The 17,274-nt window shown below is 36.2% G+C and carries 12 protein-coding genes; 6 read left to right on the top strand and 6 right to left on the bottom strand.

Annotated elements, in window-relative coordinates; translation table 11 throughout:
* Positions 1-36 precede the first annotated feature (36 nt).
* The 6 genes from purB to gatC form a co-directional block, all read right to left on the bottom strand.
* Positions 37-1,467 carry an adenylosuccinate lyase gene (gene purB / locus Q5O86_RS10245; RefSeq protein ID WP_302627053.1) on the bottom strand — a complete coding sequence of 477 codons (1,431 nt, stop codon included), beginning with the start codon at positions 1,465-1,467 and terminating at the stop codon, positions 37-39.
* A 51-nt stretch (positions 1,468-1,518) separates the two neighbouring features.
* Positions 1,519-2,961, bottom strand: a complete 1,443-nt coding sequence (gene purF, locus Q5O86_RS10240; protein WP_302627052.1) for an amidophosphoribosyltransferase — start codon at positions 2,959-2,961, stop codon at positions 1,519-1,521.
* Positions 2,962-3,175: 214 nt separating this feature from the next.
* Positions 3,176-5,137, bottom strand: a complete 1,962-nt coding sequence (locus Q5O86_RS10235; RefSeq protein ID WP_302627051.1) for a leucine-rich repeat domain-containing protein — start codon at positions 5,135-5,137, stop codon at positions 3,176-3,178.
* A gap of 136 nt (positions 5,138-5,273) precedes the next feature.
* Positions 5,274-6,704 carry an Asp-tRNA(Asn)/Glu-tRNA(Gln) amidotransferase subunit GatB gene (gene gatB / locus Q5O86_RS10230; protein ID WP_302627050.1) on the bottom strand — a complete coding sequence of 477 codons (1,431 nt, stop codon included), beginning with the start codon at positions 6,702-6,704 and terminating at the stop codon, positions 5,274-5,276.
* A gap of 11 nt (positions 6,705-6,715) precedes the next feature.
* Positions 6,716-8,188 carry an Asp-tRNA(Asn)/Glu-tRNA(Gln) amidotransferase subunit GatA gene (gene gatA / locus Q5O86_RS10225; protein ID WP_302627049.1) on the bottom strand — a complete coding sequence of 491 codons (1,473 nt, stop codon included), beginning with the start codon at positions 8,186-8,188 and terminating at the stop codon, positions 6,716-6,718.
* A gap of 67 nt (positions 8,189-8,255) precedes the next feature.
* The gene (gene gatC, locus Q5O86_RS10220; RefSeq protein ID WP_302627048.1) at positions 8,256-8,549 is read right to left on the bottom strand and encodes an Asp-tRNA(Asn)/Glu-tRNA(Gln) amidotransferase subunit GatC; all 294 of its coding nucleotides are present in this window, start codon (positions 8,547-8,549) and stop codon (positions 8,256-8,258) included.
* A gap of 270 nt (positions 8,550-8,819) precedes the next feature.
* On the opposite strand from gatC, the gene Q5O86_RS10215 reads away from it, so the two are divergent.
* The 6 genes from Q5O86_RS10215 to Q5O86_RS10190 form a co-directional block, all read left to right on the top strand.
* On the top strand, positions 8,820-10,010 hold the full coding sequence (locus tag Q5O86_RS10215) for a nucleotide sugar dehydrogenase (RefSeq protein WP_368074774.1): 1,191 nt from the start codon (positions 8,820-8,822) through the stop codon (positions 10,008-10,010).
* Positions 10,011-10,027: 17 nt separating this feature from the next.
* A complete protein-coding gene (locus Q5O86_RS10210) occupies positions 10,028-11,941 on the top strand; it encodes a hypothetical protein (protein WP_302627046.1) in 1,914 nt (637 codons plus the stop codon).
* Positions 11,942-11,951: 10 nt separating this feature from the next.
* The gene (locus tag Q5O86_RS10205) at positions 11,952-12,917 is read left to right on the top strand and encodes a glycosyltransferase family 2 protein (RefSeq protein ID WP_302627045.1); all 966 of its coding nucleotides are present in this window, start codon (positions 11,952-11,954) and stop codon (positions 12,915-12,917) included.
* Entirely contained in the window at positions 12,918-15,236 is a 2,319-nt protein-coding gene (locus Q5O86_RS10200; RefSeq protein ID WP_302627044.1) for a polysaccharide pyruvyl transferase family protein, read from the top strand.
* An 11-nt stretch (positions 15,237-15,247) separates the two neighbouring features.
* Positions 15,248-16,195, top strand: coding sequence for a lysylphosphatidylglycerol synthase domain-containing protein (locus Q5O86_RS10195; RefSeq protein WP_302627043.1), 948 nt, complete (start codon positions 15,248-15,250; stop codon positions 16,193-16,195).
* A gap of 136 nt (positions 16,196-16,331) precedes the next feature.
* Positions 16,332-17,274 (top strand): sugar MFS transporter (locus Q5O86_RS10190; protein ID WP_302627042.1); only part of this gene is annotated, 943 nt, incomplete at its 3' end.

Raw genomic sequence — 17,274 nt, 5'->3', positions numbered from 1 at the left:
GTGCCTTTTTATTTTTTATTGCTTGTCCGAGCTATGTTACACGTTTATATCTGCTGTCATTCCAAGTAGGTCTTTGTTTGCTTCTAAAATAGGATTGATTTCTTCTGTCAGGAACTCTTCCACCTGTTCTGGTGAACGTCCCACATATTTACTTGGGTCCATTGTCTTTTGGAGGTCTTCTAAAGACATATTAAATGCTTCATCCCCTGCAATCAATTCCAGTAAATTATTATCTAAACCTTTCTGTTTTACATTAGCTCCTGCCTGCATGGAAAGCTCACGGATTTTCTCATGTAATTCCTGTCTGTCACCACCGGCTTTAACTGCATCCATCATTATATTTTCTGTTGCCATGAAAGGAAGCTCGCTCATAAGTCTCTTTTCAATTACCTTATCATAAACGACCAATCCATCTACTACATTCAAGTACAAATCTAAAATGCCATCAATCGCAAGAAATGACTCAGGCACACTCAATCTCTTATTTGCAGAATCATCTAACGTTCTCTCGAACCACTGTGTAGCCGATGTAATTGCCGGATTTAATGCTGTTACCATAACATAATTTGCAAGAGATGCAATTCTTTCACTGCGCATTGGGTTTCTCTTATAAGCCATTGCAGAGGAACCTATCTGATTCTTCTCAAACGGTTCTTCTATCTCCTTCAAATGCTGCAACAATCTGATATCATTTGAAAATTTATGTGCACTAGCTGCAATTCCTGCTAAAATATTGAGAACTCTTGTATCCATCTTTCTGGAATATGTCTGACCGGAAACCGGAAAACATTTTTCAAATCCCATTTTCTTTGCAATTTTATTTTCTAATTCTTTAATTTTTTCATGGTCACCTTCAAACAGCTCCAAAAAGCTTGCCTGTGTACCTGTTGTACCCTTGCTGCCCAAAAGCATCATATTATCCAATATATAATCAAGGTCATCTAAATCTAACTTTAACTCCATCAGCCATAACGTAGCCCTTTTACCTACTGTCGTAGGCTGTGCCGGCTGAAAATGCGTAAATGCCAGTGTAGGCTGTGCCTTATACTTTTCAGCAAACTTTGCCAACTCATTTATTACATTAACTAATTTCTTACGAACTAACTTCAACGCCTCTGTCATTACTATGATATCTGTGTTATCACCTACATAGCATGATGTCGCACCAAGATGAATAATTCCTTTTGCCTTAGGACACTGTACACCATAGGCATATACATGGGACATCACATCATGACGTACTAATTTTTCTCTTTCTTTTGCCACATCATAATTAATGTCATCAGCATTTGCTTTCAATTCATCAATCTGTTCCTGTGTAATGCCCAGTCCTAATTCCATTTCTGACTCAGCAAGCGCAATCCATAACTTTCTCCAAGTTTTAAATTTCATATCCGGCGAGAAAATGTACTGCATTTCCTTACTCGCATATCTCTCTGACAACGGACTGTTATATCTGTCGTTCATAAAAACCTCCCAAATTTTTTAATATTTATAATACTCAATCCTTCGGATTGGTTATCTCTGATATTCACCTCTAATATCCTCTGTCGGTGGCTCTAAAGGATATTCACCATTAAAGCAGCCTTTACAGATAGCCTGTCCACCCGACAATTCAATCAATCTGTCAACTTTCAAATATGCCAGGCTGTCACAGCCAATAATATTTCTGATATCTTCTATTGTTCTGTTATGTGCTATCAGCTGCTCTTTGCACGGAATATCCGTTCCAAAATAACACTCGCTGATAAACGGTGGAGAACTGATTCTCATATGCACTTCTGTAGCGCCCGCATCTCTCACCATCTGAACAATTCTATCACTTGTAGTTCCTCTGACAATTGAATCATCTATCATAATTACTCTTTTGCCCTTAACCACTTCTTTTAACACATTCAGCTTCACACGCACACTGGACTCTCTGCTTTTCTGCTGCGGTTTAATAAATGTACGTCCCACATAACTATTCTTAACAAATGCAGTTCCATAAGGAATACCTGACTGCATTGCGTATCCCATAGCCGCTGCATTTCCCGATTCCGGAACACCGACTACAATATCCGCTTCTACCGGACTGTCCATAGCCAAAAACTTCCCTGCCATAATTCTAGAGTCATAAACACTGACACCATCAAAATATGAGTCCGGTCGTGAAAAATAAATATATTCAAAAATACATCTTGCCTGTTCATCCTTTTTCAAGCACATAGATTTATCTGAACGGATTCCCTTTTCGTCTATTGTCACAACTTCGCCCGGCTCCACGTCCCTGACAAACTCCGCGCCAATCGTATCTAAAGCGCATGTCTCTGACGTGATAATGTATGCATTATCTCTCTTGCCAATACAGAGAGGCTTAAAACCATATGGGTCTCTGGCTCCGATTAATTTTCTCGGACTGGAAACAACCAATGCATATGCCCCTTTTATTTTTTTCATTGCATTAATAACTGCCTGTTCGGCAGTCTTTGCATGAATCCGCTCCCTGGCTATATGGTAAGCAATCACCTCTGAGTCAATCGTCGTCTGGAAAATTGCTCCTGTATACGCCAATTCCTCACGAAGCTCATTGGCATTAATCAGATTACCATTGTGCGCCAGCATTAAAGTTCCCTTAACATAATTTAGAACTAAAGGCTGTGCGTTACTCGGAATACTATCTCCTGCCGTAGAATAACGGCAATGTCCCACACCAATATTTCCTTTTAATTTCAAAAGATTTTCCTGATGAAATACCTCATGAACCAGTCCCATTCCCTTTAACAAATCTACTTTTCTGGGACCATTGGTGTCTGATACAGCAATGCCACAGCTCTCCTGGCCTCTGTGCTGCAATGCAAACAAACCATAATAAATCGTTGAAGCTACATCATTTCCATCTAAATCATACATACCAAATACACCGCACTCCTCGTGAGGTTTGTCCGGCTCCCAACTCATACTAACATCTTTTTGATTCATTTTTTTCAGTCTCCTAATTTTTCAAAAATAAAAAAGAGAAAAATGAAAATATAAATATAACTTTTTTCACTCTCCTCCTTCATTCCTGTTTTACTTGATACATGGCTGTCTCTCCTACGACATACCACGCGTTCATTATAAAACTAAGAAAAGAGAAAATCAACACGGATTTTCTCTTTTAAACCTTTTATTTATTTTAAAAATAAATTTGCTCTTATTCGGAACATACCATCCACTTTCCGTAAACCTTTTTTCCGTTTACTATTTTGTATGGTCGTATTTTTGCGTACACTTTCTTTTTACTCTTCTTCATCTGTATCACCGCCGAAGTTTTACTACTATTATATGTTCCTTTTTTAACATTCTTTCTAAACTTTTTATCCGAAGCAACTGTCACAATATATCCACTGATATCTTTTACTTTCATCCATCTTACAGTTACCTTTTTAGTTTTTCCTTTATTATTCACTCTCAGAATTGCAATTTTAGTCTTCGCTTCCTTGATTCCGGCCTTATATTCAAGAACTACTCCTTTTCCCTCAAAAGCTGCCTTATGATAGCCTTTCGTTTTTCCTTCTATCACAATATCATGGGTTCCTTTTGCATATTTTCCCTCATGTGAGAGCCATGAATCAAAAGCCATCTCCCCTATCTTACTAACATTTGCAGGTATGATTATTTTGCTCCATTTTACTCCGGCAAAAGCGCATTCTTCAATCGTAGTAAGATTTTCTCCAAATTTAAACTCACCTAATTCTAATTTATTACAATCAGCAAATGCCATCTTTCCAATCACCTTTACCGTGGAAGGAATATAAATACTCTTTAAATTTGAACATCCATAAGCTACCCTGTCAGGAATTTCTGTCATTCCCTCTGAAAATTTTAAGTCTTTTATTCCTGAATAACCAAATGCACCGTCACCAATGCTTTTTACATTTGATATATCCAGCGCTTCAATATATGTTCCACTAAATGCTTCCTCACCGATTTTCGTAACATTTTTAGGTAAATCGATTAACATAAGATAACTATTATAAAATGCATAATCATCAATAACAGTCACTGTGTCAGGTAAAATTACCCTATTTAAATCATACCTGTATTGAAAAGCGCTTTTTCCAATTACCTTCACTCCATCAGGAACAGTTATCTGCTTTTTATTTCCTAAATAACTTATCAAATATCCATCATTTGTAATATACATCTCTTCCTGTTCTCTAATTTGATTTGGCAACTGATTCATTATTTTATTCAAAATTAAATATTTATAATCATCAAAAATGTTTACAAAGTTAGAAAGACTCTCTCCATCTAATTTGTCTGTTTGAATTTCAACATCTAAAGAATTAAAAATTGGCTGACTACATTTACTTTTATATCTGTCATTATCTATTTTTTCCAGAGACTTCGGAAAGATAATTTTTTCTATTTGATAACAGCCTCCGTAATTATCCCCTTCTCCATCCTCTGTAGAATATTGAATAGCGCTGGTATTAAAAATTTTACATCCCTCAATGACATTTACTACTTTTCTGACTGAAGGTACTCTGACCAATTCTGTTTTATCCTTAGAGTATATTAATCCATCAACACTCGTAAATTTTGAATCACTCTTACTTACAATAAAATTATTTGCATTTACATATGATACAGTTTCGATATCGAGAGGGGATGTAAACTCCACTGTGTCAACATTCGTTCCACAAATAAGATATAAATCCTCTTCGTTACCGTATCCTATATTCTTAATCTTTCCGGGCATTTTAATCTTTTTTAGTTTATTACATTTCCAAAAAGTCTCTATACCAATCTCCGTTACAGAATTTGGAATTGTCACACTCTTAAGTTTTGTATATGCAAAGGAATACATGCCAATTGTTTTTATCGTATTTGGAATAGACACTGTCTTTAAATTTTTGCATTTGTAAAATGCATCGTTACTAATCGATGTGACACCTTTTTTGATAACAACTTTTTTAATCTTCTTATTATTTTTAAATGTCATACTTTCCGGCATCCTGCCTTTTCCTTTAATAGTCAAAACACCTTTTTTTAATGTATAACTCACGGTGACTTTCTTTTTTGTTGCAGCATTGATATTTCCTGCGGGTACCATTGAAAATATCATCGCGCACACCAACATAACCGAAACGCTCTTTAACAATTTTTTCATAATTAACCTCCAAACTTTTTATAACTATTAAACGCAAGAGCTGGTATTTTTATCGCAACGATTCTATAAAAATTACTATTACAGGAAAAAATATAGAGCCAACACCACATAAAACATGGTCTGGCTCTATTTATCTCTATAGCAATTCTTTTAACAATTTATTTACCACACCCGGATTTGCTTTCCCTTGTGTAGCTTTCATTGTCTGCCCAACTAAAGCTCCAATCGCTTTTCCCTTTCCGGAACGTACATCTTCTACAGCCTTAGGATTTTCTTCAATCACTTTCCTGACAATCTCTCGCAAAGCATCCTCATCATTATCCTGTTTCATTCCGTGTTCTTCTACATAGACCTCAGGGTCTATGTCAGACTTGAACATTTCTTCAAATACTTCTTTTGCAGCTCCTCTGTTGATAACGCTTCCTTCTATCAATTTAATTAATTTAGAAAGATTTGCTGCTGAAAATTTTATCTGGTCAGGGTCAATACTTTCTTCTTTGCAAAGTCTCATCGTCTCACCCATAATCCAGTTACTTACCTCTTTTGGCTTATTGCCCAGAGCAACCGTCTCCTCAAACAAATCAGCCAATGGTTTATATAATGTAATAATATCCGCATCATATTCCGGAAGCTCAAACTCAGAAATATATCTCGCCATCTTTTCATCACGAAACTCCGGCTCTCTTGATTTTACTTCCTTCAACCATTCCTCACTAATAATTACCGGTACAAGGTCCGGGTCTGGAAAATATCTATAATCCTGTGCATCCTCCTTAGAACGCATTGCATAAGAATACTCTTTTGCGTCATCCCAGCGTCTGGTTTCCTGTATTACTTTTTCACCCGATTCAATTAAATCAATCTGTCTCTCTGTCTCATTTTCAATTGCTCTTGCAATCGCCTTAAATGAATTCAGATTTTTCATTTCTGTTCTGGTACCAAACTCCGTGGCTCCCGCCTCTCTTACTGACAAGTTCACATCGGCTCTCATGGAACCTTCGTTTAACTTGCAGTCAGATGCTCCAAGATACTGGATAATCAGTCTTAATTTTTCCAGATAAGCCACAACCTCGTCGGCGCTTCTCATATCTGGTTCTGATACAATTTCAATAAGCGGCACACCTGACCGATTCAAATCCACAAGAGAACAATCATTCCAATCATCATGAATCAACTTTCCGGCATCCTCTTCCATATGAATCTCATGGATTCTTACCTGCTTTGTCTCTCCATTGTCCCCTTTAATCTCTACATAGCCATTGGTACAGATTGGTTTATAAAGCTGTGAAATCTGATAATTTTGTGGATTATCCGGATAAAAATAATTCTTTCTGTCAAACTTTCCATTTCTTGTGATATCACAGTTTGTGGCAAGCCCTACAGCCATAGCATATTCGACAACCTGTTTATTTAAAACCGGAAGTGAACCCGGCATACCCGTACAAACCGGACATGTATGTGTATTTGGTGCTCCACCAAACTCTGTTGAACAGGAGCAGAATATCTTAGTCTTTGTTGCCAACTCTACATGGACTTCCAGTCCAATTACTGTTTCGTACGCTTTCATTTTGCTCCCTCCTAATCTCTGCTTTTAGCAACAGTACATCTCTCATAATCTCTGGATTGTTCAAATGCATATGCCGCTCTGATAATATTATTTTCTTTAAAACAATCACCAATTATCTGCATTCCTATAGGAAGCCCCTTGCTGTCTTTTCCACATGGAACAGAAATTCCCGGAAGTCCTGCAAGATTTACTGAGATTGTATATATATCTCCAAGATACATCTTAATTGGGTCTGACAGACTATCCCCCAGCTTTGGCGCCGTTGTCGGTGCCGCCGGTCCGATAATAATATCATATTTTGCAAATGCATCATCGAATGCCTTCTTTATTAAAGCCTTTGTTCTCAATGCTTTTAAATAATATGCATCATAATACCCCGAACTCAAAACAAAAGAACCGAGCATAATTCTTCTCTTAACTTCCTCGCCAAAACCTTCGGAACGTGTCTTCTTGTACATATTGTGAAGTCCCTGGTAATCCTCTGTTCTATAACCATATTTCACGCCCTCAAATCTTGCAAGATTTGAACTTGCCTCCGCTGCTGCTATAACATAATATGCAGGAATAGCATACTCTACAAGACTCAAATCAAATTCTTCTACAATAGCGCCTTTGTCTTTTAAAACATTTACAGCATTTAAAATAGCTTCCTTTACTTCTGTGTCCAGACCTTCCCCAAAATAATCTTTTGGAATACCAATTTTCATTCCCTCTACATCATCCACTAATGCTGAAGTAAATTTATAATCATCCCTTTTTACAGAAGTAGAATCCTTTGTGTCATAGCCGGCAATCGTTTCTAAAATCGTAGCACAGTCTGTCACATCCTTCGCAATCGGCCCAATCTGGTCCAGAGATGAACCATATGCAATCAAACCGTAACGGGAAATCGTGCCATATGTCGGCTTAATCCCTGTAACACCACAAAACGAACTCGGCTGTCTGATAGAGCCGCCTGTGTCTGAGCCAAGGGCATAAGAACACTCCTCTGCTGCCACAGCCGCACAGGAACCACCTGATGAACCGCCGGGTACATGTTCTGTATTCCAAGGATTTTTTGTCTCACCATAATAAGAAGTCTCTGTTGTACTTCCCATCGCAAACTCATCCATATTCGTTTTTCCTATAATAATGGCACCTGCTTTTTCTAAGTTCCGTACCGCCTCGGATGTATAGGTTGGATAAAAGTTTGACAATATTTTTGAACTACATGTTGTAAGAACTTCCTTTGTACACATATTATCTTTTATTGCCACAGGAACACCTGCTAACGGAGAAGTCAATTCTCCGGCATCTATCTCAGCCTGTATCTTCTCTGCCTGAGCCAATACCTTTTCTTTTTCTAAAACAGTTACAAAACTGTTAATATCTTTTTCCACTGCTTCTATTTGGGCAAAAGCATCGAGAACTGCATCTTTCACTTTTACTTCGCCGCTCTGAATCTTCTTTCCCAGTTCCACAGCTGTTAAACGCATTAGATTCATCTCAAATTTCCTTTCTAAATCTACGAAAATAAATATTTTCGATATTTATTCAACATATCTAATTTTATTAGTCAAATGTTTTTGGCACTACGAATGCTCCCTCTCTTTCTTCCGGAGCGTTTTTTAATATGTTTTCTCTATCGTCCCCATTTGTCACAATATCCTCCCGGAAAACATTGTTTACCGGAAAAACATGGCTCATAGGTTCTACTTCGCTTGTATCTAACTCATTTAGTTTATCAATATAATCAAGCATTTTTCCCATATCCTGTTTTGCTTTTTCTTTTTCTTCGTCAGACAATTCTAATTTTGCAAGAATCCCAACATATTCAATTGTTTCATCCGAAATAACGTTAGCCATAATGACCTCCTTCTATAATTAAGTCTGTTTTAGACATAATCTCACACTTAATCTATATCTTACAAAATATCCCATTAAAAATCAATTCATTCAGAAATTTCTTTTATTTTTTTCATCACATTTATATCAAATTTGTTTCGTTGACATTTTTCGTGCCTAGTATTATATTAATTCTATCTATGCATTTATAAATATTACATTTTTTTTAATATTTTGGAAAAAAAAACAAATACTTCTATTAGAAGCATTAGGAGGCAGAATATGAACCAAATAAAAATTGCCGTTGCCGGCACAGGCTATGTTGGATTATCTAACGCAATTTTATTATCATTAAACAACGAAGTCGTAGCATTTGATATTAATAAGGAAAAGATTGATTTAATCAACAATAAAATCTCACCGTTAACAGATGATTATATTATTGATTATTTAAAAAATAAAGAATTAAATCTCAAGGGTACAACAGATTATAAAGAGGCATTTTCAAATGCTGATTTTATTATCATCTCTACACCTACCAATTATGATACGGAAACCAATCACTTTGATACTTCTTCTATCGAATGTGTGATTGAACAAATTATTGATTTGGGTGTAGATGCGACTATTATTATAAAATCTACAATTCCTGTAGGTTATACCAAAAAAATCCGTGATAAGTATAATCTGAAAAATATACTTTTCTCACCTGAATTTTTGCGTGAAGGAAAAGCTTTATATGATAATCTCTACCCTTCCCGTATTGTCGTGGGAACAGACTTCTCGGACGAATATCTCGTAGAAAGAGCAAACACTTTCATTTCTCTATTAAAAGAGGGGGCTATCAAAGAAGATATTACCTCGCTTGTAATTGAATATACTGAAGCTGAGGCTGTCAAGTTATTTTCTAATACTTACTTGGCACTCCGCGTTTCCTATTTTAATGAATTAGACACTTATTGCCAGGAAAACGGTTTAAACTCCGAACAGATTATTACCGGTGTGTGCCTGGACCCGAGAATCGGAAATCATTATAACAATCCTTCTCTCGGATATGGCGGTTACTGCCTGCCAAAAGATACGAAACAGTTATTAGCAAACTATACGGATAAACATGTACCAAACGATATTATCGAAGCTATCGTTAACAGCAATATTACAAGAAAAAATTATATTGTCAACAAAGTAGCTTCATTTAATCCTCAGGTCGTTGGTGTTTACAGACTTACAATGAAAGCCAATTCTGATAACTTCAGAGAATCTGCCGTTTGGGATATTATGAAGAAATTATCTGATAAAGGTATAAAGATTGTAATATTTGAGCCTATTATTAAAGAAGACCATTACAATAACATTCCTGTTATTAATGATATGAAAGAATTTAAAAATACCTGTGACGTTATTATTGCAAACAGGTACAATGCTGACTTAGAAGATGTCATGGATAAAGTATATACAACTGACATCTATTTCCGCGACTAATTTCTTTGAGGTGTAATATGTTGAAAAATTTATGTAAGCCTAGTGATACGAAAATCAAGTTATTACTTTATATTATTTTTGCTGCAATTTCTGTTTATTATGGTATCCACCTGTCAATTCCACTTGTACTTGACGAGGTGGGTACAGTTGCGAATACGGCATTTCTAGCCGGTGACGATTGGAGTCTTTGTGTTCAGAGTATGGGCGGTTTTTATTATAAATATGGTGTATCCGCTCTATATTTGCCTATATATCTGATTTTTAGAAACAATCCTTTTATGATGTATAAAACTATTATGGCGCTTCACATGCTGATTATTAGTTTTATTCCTGTAATTGCTTATCATATTTGTAGAAAGCACTTAAAAATTGAATCATGGAAAAAGGCACTCCTTCTGGCAGTCGCTTCCGGCGGAATATCATCTTTGTGGCTCTATTCTCTCTATGCAAGAAGTGATATGATGCTTATTTTTCTTCCCTGGTTAATTGTTTTAATTTTATTAGAATTATCAACATGTACCAAAACTGAAAATAAAATAAAACGAAATGTTTTATCTCTCATATTGGCAATTGTTTCTGTATACGCTTACATGTCTCACTCTCGAGGTATCGTATTGATTATTGCCACATTTATGACACTTCTTTTTATGTCCATCGTATATAGAAAGCATATAGCTAATTATATTGTTTATTTACCGACAACACTAGTTATGCTTGTGATAGACAAAATGCTTTCCTCCTATATTAAGAGTGGTGTTTATGGAGAGTATGGAACCCGTCATGCCAGCATGGAAAGCTTTGATTTTGATGCTTTCATGAAAATATTCACCCCACAAGGTTTTATTATTGAATTAAAATTATGTATTGGATGGCTTTTCAACCTATTTGCCTCCTCAATGGGATTAGTGATTATTGGAACATTTGCCACCGTGATAATCATCTTTGTAAATATAAAAAAACGTCAGGGAACAGACCAGGAAAATATCTTTGCTGTTTTTTCACTGCTCTGCCTCCTTGGAACTTTTGCAATGGGTGCGCTCTTCTTTTTCCCACATATATACGATTTAATGATTGGTGTGGAACTCAACAGAGCTGACCGTATGATTTATGGACGATATACTGTGGGCGCTGTTGCCCCGATATGCCTCATGGCATTATATGCTCTTGTATATAAAAATAATTTAATTATAAAATGGAAGTCAAAAATACTTGCGCTGGTAACATACGTTGCTGTTTTTGCATTATTTATCACTAAAGTAAGCCCAAGCCTTACGAATGTGCCAAAGACCAATGCCAGATACTTTTTATCGCTGACAGGATTTTTGAAAATTATAAAGGGAAAAACAAATGCTGCTTTTCCTGATTTAACCGATGCGCTTTTTAAAGCCGGTATTGCCGCTTTGATTGCTTTCGTTATCATTTTAGTTTTAACCAGTATAAAGAAAAAAGAAATCATTTACTCTGCGTGCATATTAACTTTTACACTATCTGTAATTAACTTTAATCATGTATTTGGTTATGTGCGAAACGGAAGAGATGATGTTGCCGTAAAAAAATCAAAAAATGTAATTAATTACTTTAATGGTCTTAAAGGACTTGATGAAATATCAGAACAATACCATACTGTATTTTTTGCCCGAAATGCATATTTACTCAAATCATATCAGTTCGGACTTCCCGGCTTTGATGTCAGCAGTTATAAATATATCAAGGACAGCAAAAATGATAGTTTCTTTGTGATTTGTAAGAAAACCCTGATAAATGAAGCCATTGAAGAATGCTCTAAAATATATGGAAACGACAATTATTTTACATTAGATGACTTTAATTATGAAAAAGCGAAGCGTGACGTTATCATCATTAAAGGAGATGATTTAGCCAACTCACTGCGGGAAAAAGGCTACAGCCTTCAAATATACAATAATAAATAAGGAGAGAGAAATGAAGCTTATAATTCAGGTGCCTTGCTATAACGAGGCTGAAACATTGGAAATCGCTTTAAATGATTTGCCAAAACATATTGACGGAATAGACGAAATCGAATACTTGATTATCAATGACGGAAGTGCTGACAATACTGTGGAGGTTGCCAGAAACTGGGGAGTTCATTATGTTGTTAATTTCAAACAGAATAAGGGACTTGCCAAAGGTTTTATGGCCGGTCTTGATGCATGTCTCAGAAATGGTGCAGACATCATTGTAAATACCGATGCTGACAATCAGTATTGTGGCGAGGATATTGAGAAACTTGTCCGTCCTATCTTGGATGAAAAAGCGGATATTGTTATTGGTGAAAGACCAATTGATGATACGGAACATTTTTCACCTTTAAAGAAAAAATTACAACATCTTGGAAGTTGGACTGTAAGAGTTGCTTCCAAATCAGATATTCCGGATGCTCCAAGTGGATTTAGGGCATATAGCCGTGAAGCCGCCATGAGACTAAACGTAGTCAACGAATATACTTATACTCTGGAAACGATTGTTCAGGCAGGAAGAACTAAGATGGCTATGGCTTCTGTTCCGATTCGGACAAATCCTGAGCTTAGAAAATCGAGACTGTTCAGCAGTATGTTCGGATATGTAAAACGTTCCATGGTGACAATCATTCGTTCGTTTATGATGTATAAACCATTAAAGTTCTTTGGTATAATTGGTGGTATTTTATTCCTGCTTGGATTTGGTATCGGAATACGATTTTTAGTCTACATGTTTATGGGCAGCGGAAGCGGACATATACAATCACTTATTTTAGCAAGCACATTTATACTCATGGGAGTACAGACATTTATTATTGCACTCCAGGCTGACAATATTGCCGCTAATCGTAAAATTCTGGAAGACGTACAATATCATGTCAGAAAATTAGATTACGATTCTGAAAAGAAAAAACAGGAGCAGGAATAAATGAGAGATGTTTTTATTGGAATTACCGCAGCATCATACAGTGGTAATAAAGGAGCGGCTGCTATGCTTCAAAGCTCAATCAAACAGCTGCACAATATTTATGGTGACAGACTGAATATCAATCTTATGTCTGTTTATCCCGGAGAAGATAAAAAACAGTTACCTTTTGATTTTATAAATATTACAAGCACAAAACCGGAACAGCTATTATTTATTGCTTTTCCTCTTGCAGTGCTATACAAACTTTTTAAGTGGTGTCCACCAATTAAAAAGTTAATTGCCAAAAACAAAATTATTAAAACTTATCTAAATACTGACCTGGTAGTTGACGAAGCCGGCATCTCTTTTGTGGACAGCCGTGGATTCGTAATGAATACTTACGCATTTGTATGTGCGGCTGTTCCTCTGCTTGTGGGAACTCCGGTTGTCAAATACTCCCAGGCTCTCGGAACATTTAAAAACCCATATAACAGGTTTCTTGCAAAATGGATTCTTCCAAAACTGAAACTTATTTGTGCCAGAGGTCAGGGAACATATGATAATCTTATGGGCATTGGTATAAAAGACAATGTAAAGCTCTGTGCTGACGGCGCTTTTTCTATGGAAGACAGTGAGTATTGGAATGCAGAAATCAACAAAATCTGCGGGGAAGACAGTTTCTATAATGAGAATGTAGTTGGTCTTTCCATTAGCTCTGTTGTAGAAAAAAAATGTGCCAAGATGGGAATTGCATACAAGGATACTATGGTTTCTTTCGTAAATTATCTTAACGAGAGCGGTTATCATGTTATCTTGATAGCAAATGCCGCTAGAATTAACAGTGAGAAATCAAGAAATAACGACCTTTTGGTTGGTGATGCTATCTACAATGATATTGCCGATAAAACCAAAGTGCGCTGGTATCATAAAGAAATGGATGCCGAAGAAATTAGAGCGTATATCGGTAAATGCCGATATCTTGTCGCTTCAAGATTTCATGCGATGATTGGTTCTCTTGAGCAGAAAGTTCCGGTTTTACTGATTGGTTGGAGTCATAAATATCAGGAAGTCCTTGATATGTTTGAACTAGGTCAGTATGCAATTGACTTTTCAAAACTAGAACTCTCTGAATTAAAAGAAAGTTTCCGGAATTTTATTTCAAATGAAAAAGATATCCGTGCAAAATTAGATAAAAACCTTGATAAAGTCCTGGAAAGTTCTAAAAATAACATTAAATATATCAGTGAAATTATTGATGAAATCATTGAAAAACCATATAAGAAATCTAAACTTTTGGATTTGAAAAACCCGGACAAATACATTGGCTCTCATATAGGCTGCAAAAAAGGCTACGCAACTGACGAAGCTATTCGGGCAAACGCTGCCTCGGGAGGTATGGTTACTGCCCTTCTATGTAATATGTTAAAAAACAGAGAAATTGACGGTGCGTGGGTAACAAAAACAGCTTTTGAAAATGGTGAGCTTACTTATAAAACATACGTCGCAACTACAAAGGAAGAGATATGTGATGCTTCTTCGAGTGTCTACATGAACATTCCTTTACTCAAACATATTGATGTTATTAAAAACTTTGACGGAAAAGTTGCTGTCGTAATGACACCATGTATGCTTCGCGGATTAGACGCTATTTTTTCCAGAGATGAAGAATTAAAGAATAAAGTTGTTTTAAAACTTGGTTTATATTGTAGCGGAAATCACTCTCCAAAGGCGACTACTCTTTCTATGGAGAAATCCGGTATTACAGGCGAAAATGCAAAAAGACTGTACTATAGACGAGGTCATTGGCGCGGTACATCCAGCGTGATTTATGATGATGACAGTGCAAAAGAATTTTCTTACTCCAAAACAATCTGTGCATACAAAAATGCATATTTCTTTGAAAAAGACAGTTGTATGTCCTGTCAGGACCATTATGCTGCATGCAGCGACATTAGTTTTGGTGATATCTGGTTAAAAGAAATGAAGGGAAATCCTATTAAACACACAAGCTGTGTTATCCGCTCACAAAAAGCTTATGATATGATAAATCAGGCAATCTCAGATGGAGATATTATGGCAACACATATCAGTGACAGGGATATGGTTAGAAGTCAGAAGCGTGCTCTCGTATTTAAATTTAATCTGGCAAGTGCTAAGTCTAAACACACAAAGATTAAAATGGATACGAGTGATAAATGCAAATGGAATCACAAATTAGCGCTGAAACTGGCAGAACACAACAAAAAATTCTCGGAAGAACACTATGACAAGCTGGCAAAAATACCAACAAAAATAATTTATTATTATATGTGCTTTATCCGCGTATTGTTAAGTTTTTAGGAGTATAACCAATGAAATCTATAAAAATAAATAAACAGTCTGCAATGAAAATATGTAAAGCTATCTTTCTTATTCTTGTTGCAATATTTCTTGCAAAATACTTTATAGATAATATAGATGATATCAGAAGTCTTGATTTCAAAATGGATTGGAAAATATTTGTTCTATCCATGCTATTTTATTTTATTTATAAGATAACACTTGCATCTTTATGGCATTATATTACTTACAAGAATAATGCTTCTATCAAATTTAAGGATGCCATTATTTGTTATCTCTATTCCATACTTGGAAAATATATTCCCGGAAAGGTTTTCATGCTCGCAGCAAGGATTCCCGCATATGAAAAGCAGGGCGTAAAAATGCGTAAAGTTACTGTATGTTTTCTCTTGGAAAATGTATGTACACTTTTAGGTGCAGCCTTTTTATTCCTTTTATCGCTTTTCTTCTTTCCGAATGATTTATTAAACAAATATCAGTTTATGACAATTATACTGATTATCGTTTTCTTTATCTGCATTAATCCTAAAATTATCAACTGGGGATTACGCATTGTCGGCAAAGTTATGAAGAAAGATGATATGGAAATCCCAATGAATTATCTCGATATGATAAAAATTGTAGTGATGTTTATTGGAAACTGGCTTATTGTCGGAATCGGATTTTATATGCTTGTAGCGTCTATTTATCCCGTTCCTATCTCACAGGCATTGTATTGCGGTGGAATTTACGGTCTGGCTGCAATCATTGGTATACTGGCAATTTTTACTCCATCAGGACTTGGGGTCAGAGAAGGTATTATTGCTGTGGGACTTGCATTAATTATGCCAAATGAATATGTGGTAATTGTCTCTATTATCTCCCGGCTCTGGGCTACTATTGCAGAATTGATTCTAATCTTTTTTGCTTTTATCATTAATAAAATAATGGTTCTTCGGGAAAAGAAATTGAGTCATTAAAATAAAATTTTTTTAAATACAATGCTTCTGATTGATTTCAGGAGCATTTTTTATATTATCCATCTGAAATTATATTGTATCAAACTACATTTGACGGTATTATTGGGATGAAGAAAAAACACAGGAGGACAATAAAATGTTTCAATTATTGTTAATTATCATTTATCTTGCTTTTATCAGCCTGGGACTTCCAGACTCTCTACTGGGGTCAGCATGGCCGGCAATGTATCAGGAGTTCTCCGTTCCCGTTTCCTATGCGGGCGGTATTTCCATAATTATCGCTATCGGAACAATTATCTCCAGCCTGCAAAGTGACAGACTGACAAAAAAATTTGGTACAGGAAAAGTTACGGCTGTCAGTGTGCTAATGACTGCTGTTGCACTACTTGGATTTTCAATCAGCCACTCCTATGCCATTTTATGCTTGTGGGCTATTCCTTATGGACTTGGAGCCGGAAGTGTAGATGCTTCTTTGAATAACTATGTCGCACTCCACTATGCGAGCAGGCATATGAGCTGGCTTCACTGTATGTGGGGCATTGGTGCTTCCCTTGGCCCATATATCATGGGATATGCATTGACCGGTGGGCAGAGCTGGAATATGGGCTATCGTTATATCGCTATGATTCAAATTACATTAACCTTTATATTGATTATTAGTCTTCCGTTATGGAAAAAACAAGGAACAGGTGTTGCAAATCAGGCAGATGAAACCTCCCAAAACAAACCACTTTCATTACGCCAGATTATTAAACTTACGGGAGCAAAGGAGATAATGATAACATTTTTCTGCTATTGTGCTCTCGAACAGACCACCGGATTGTGGGCCAGCAGCTTCCTTGTACTCCACCGGGGCTTATCTGCAGAAACCGCTGCAGGATTTGCAAGTCTATTTTTTATTGGAATCACTGTAGGCAGGGCTTTCAGCGGATTTTTGACAATGAAATTAAGTGATATCCAAATGATTCGGCTTGGCCAGGGACTTATCCTATTGGGTATTATATTTTTAATTTTACCGTTTGGAAACATAAGCGCATTACTCGGACTGATATTTATTGGTTTGGGATGTGCTCCAATCT

Origin of the sequence: uncultured Eubacterium sp., from assembly GCF_937958975.1 — a bacterium.
Lineage (GTDB): Bacteria > Bacillota > Clostridia > Lachnospirales > Lachnospiraceae > Eubacterium_G.
The sequence above is the reverse complement of the archived record's forward strand: the minus strand, read 5'-3'. Positions and strand labels throughout refer to the sequence as shown.

Coding starts and splice junctions, on each gene's coding strand:
- Q5O86_RS10235 (WP_302627051.1), bottom strand. CDS start 5,137: ATGAAAAAATTGTTAAAGAGCGTTTCGGTTATGTTGGTGTGCGCGATG.
- Q5O86_RS10210 (WP_302627046.1), top strand. CDS start 10,028: ATGTTGAAAAATTTATGTAAGCCTAGTGATACGAAAATCAAGTTATTA.
- purF (WP_302627052.1), bottom strand. CDS start 2,961: ATGAATCAAAAAGATGTTAGTATGAGTTGGGAGCCGGACAAACCTCAC.
- purB (WP_302627053.1), bottom strand. CDS start 1,467: ATGAACGACAGATATAACAGTCCGTTGTCAGAGAGATATGCGAGTAAG.
- gatA (WP_302627049.1), bottom strand. CDS start 8,188: ATGAATCTAATGCGTTTAACAGCTGTGGAACTGGGAAAGAAGATTCAG.
- gatB (WP_302627050.1), bottom strand. CDS start 6,704: ATGAAAGCGTACGAAACAGTAATTGGACTGGAAGTCCATGTAGAGTTG.
- Q5O86_RS10205 (WP_302627045.1), top strand. CDS start 11,952: ATGAAGCTTATAATTCAGGTGCCTTGCTATAACGAGGCTGAAACATTG.
- gatC (WP_302627048.1), bottom strand. CDS start 8,549: ATGGCTAACGTTATTTCGGATGAAACAATTGAATATGTTGGGATTCTT.
- Q5O86_RS10195 (WP_302627043.1), top strand. CDS start 15,248: ATGAAATCTATAAAAATAAATAAACAGTCTGCAATGAAAATATGTAAA.
- Q5O86_RS10200 (WP_302627044.1), top strand. CDS start 12,918: ATGAGAGATGTTTTTATTGGAATTACCGCAGCATCATACAGTGGTAAT.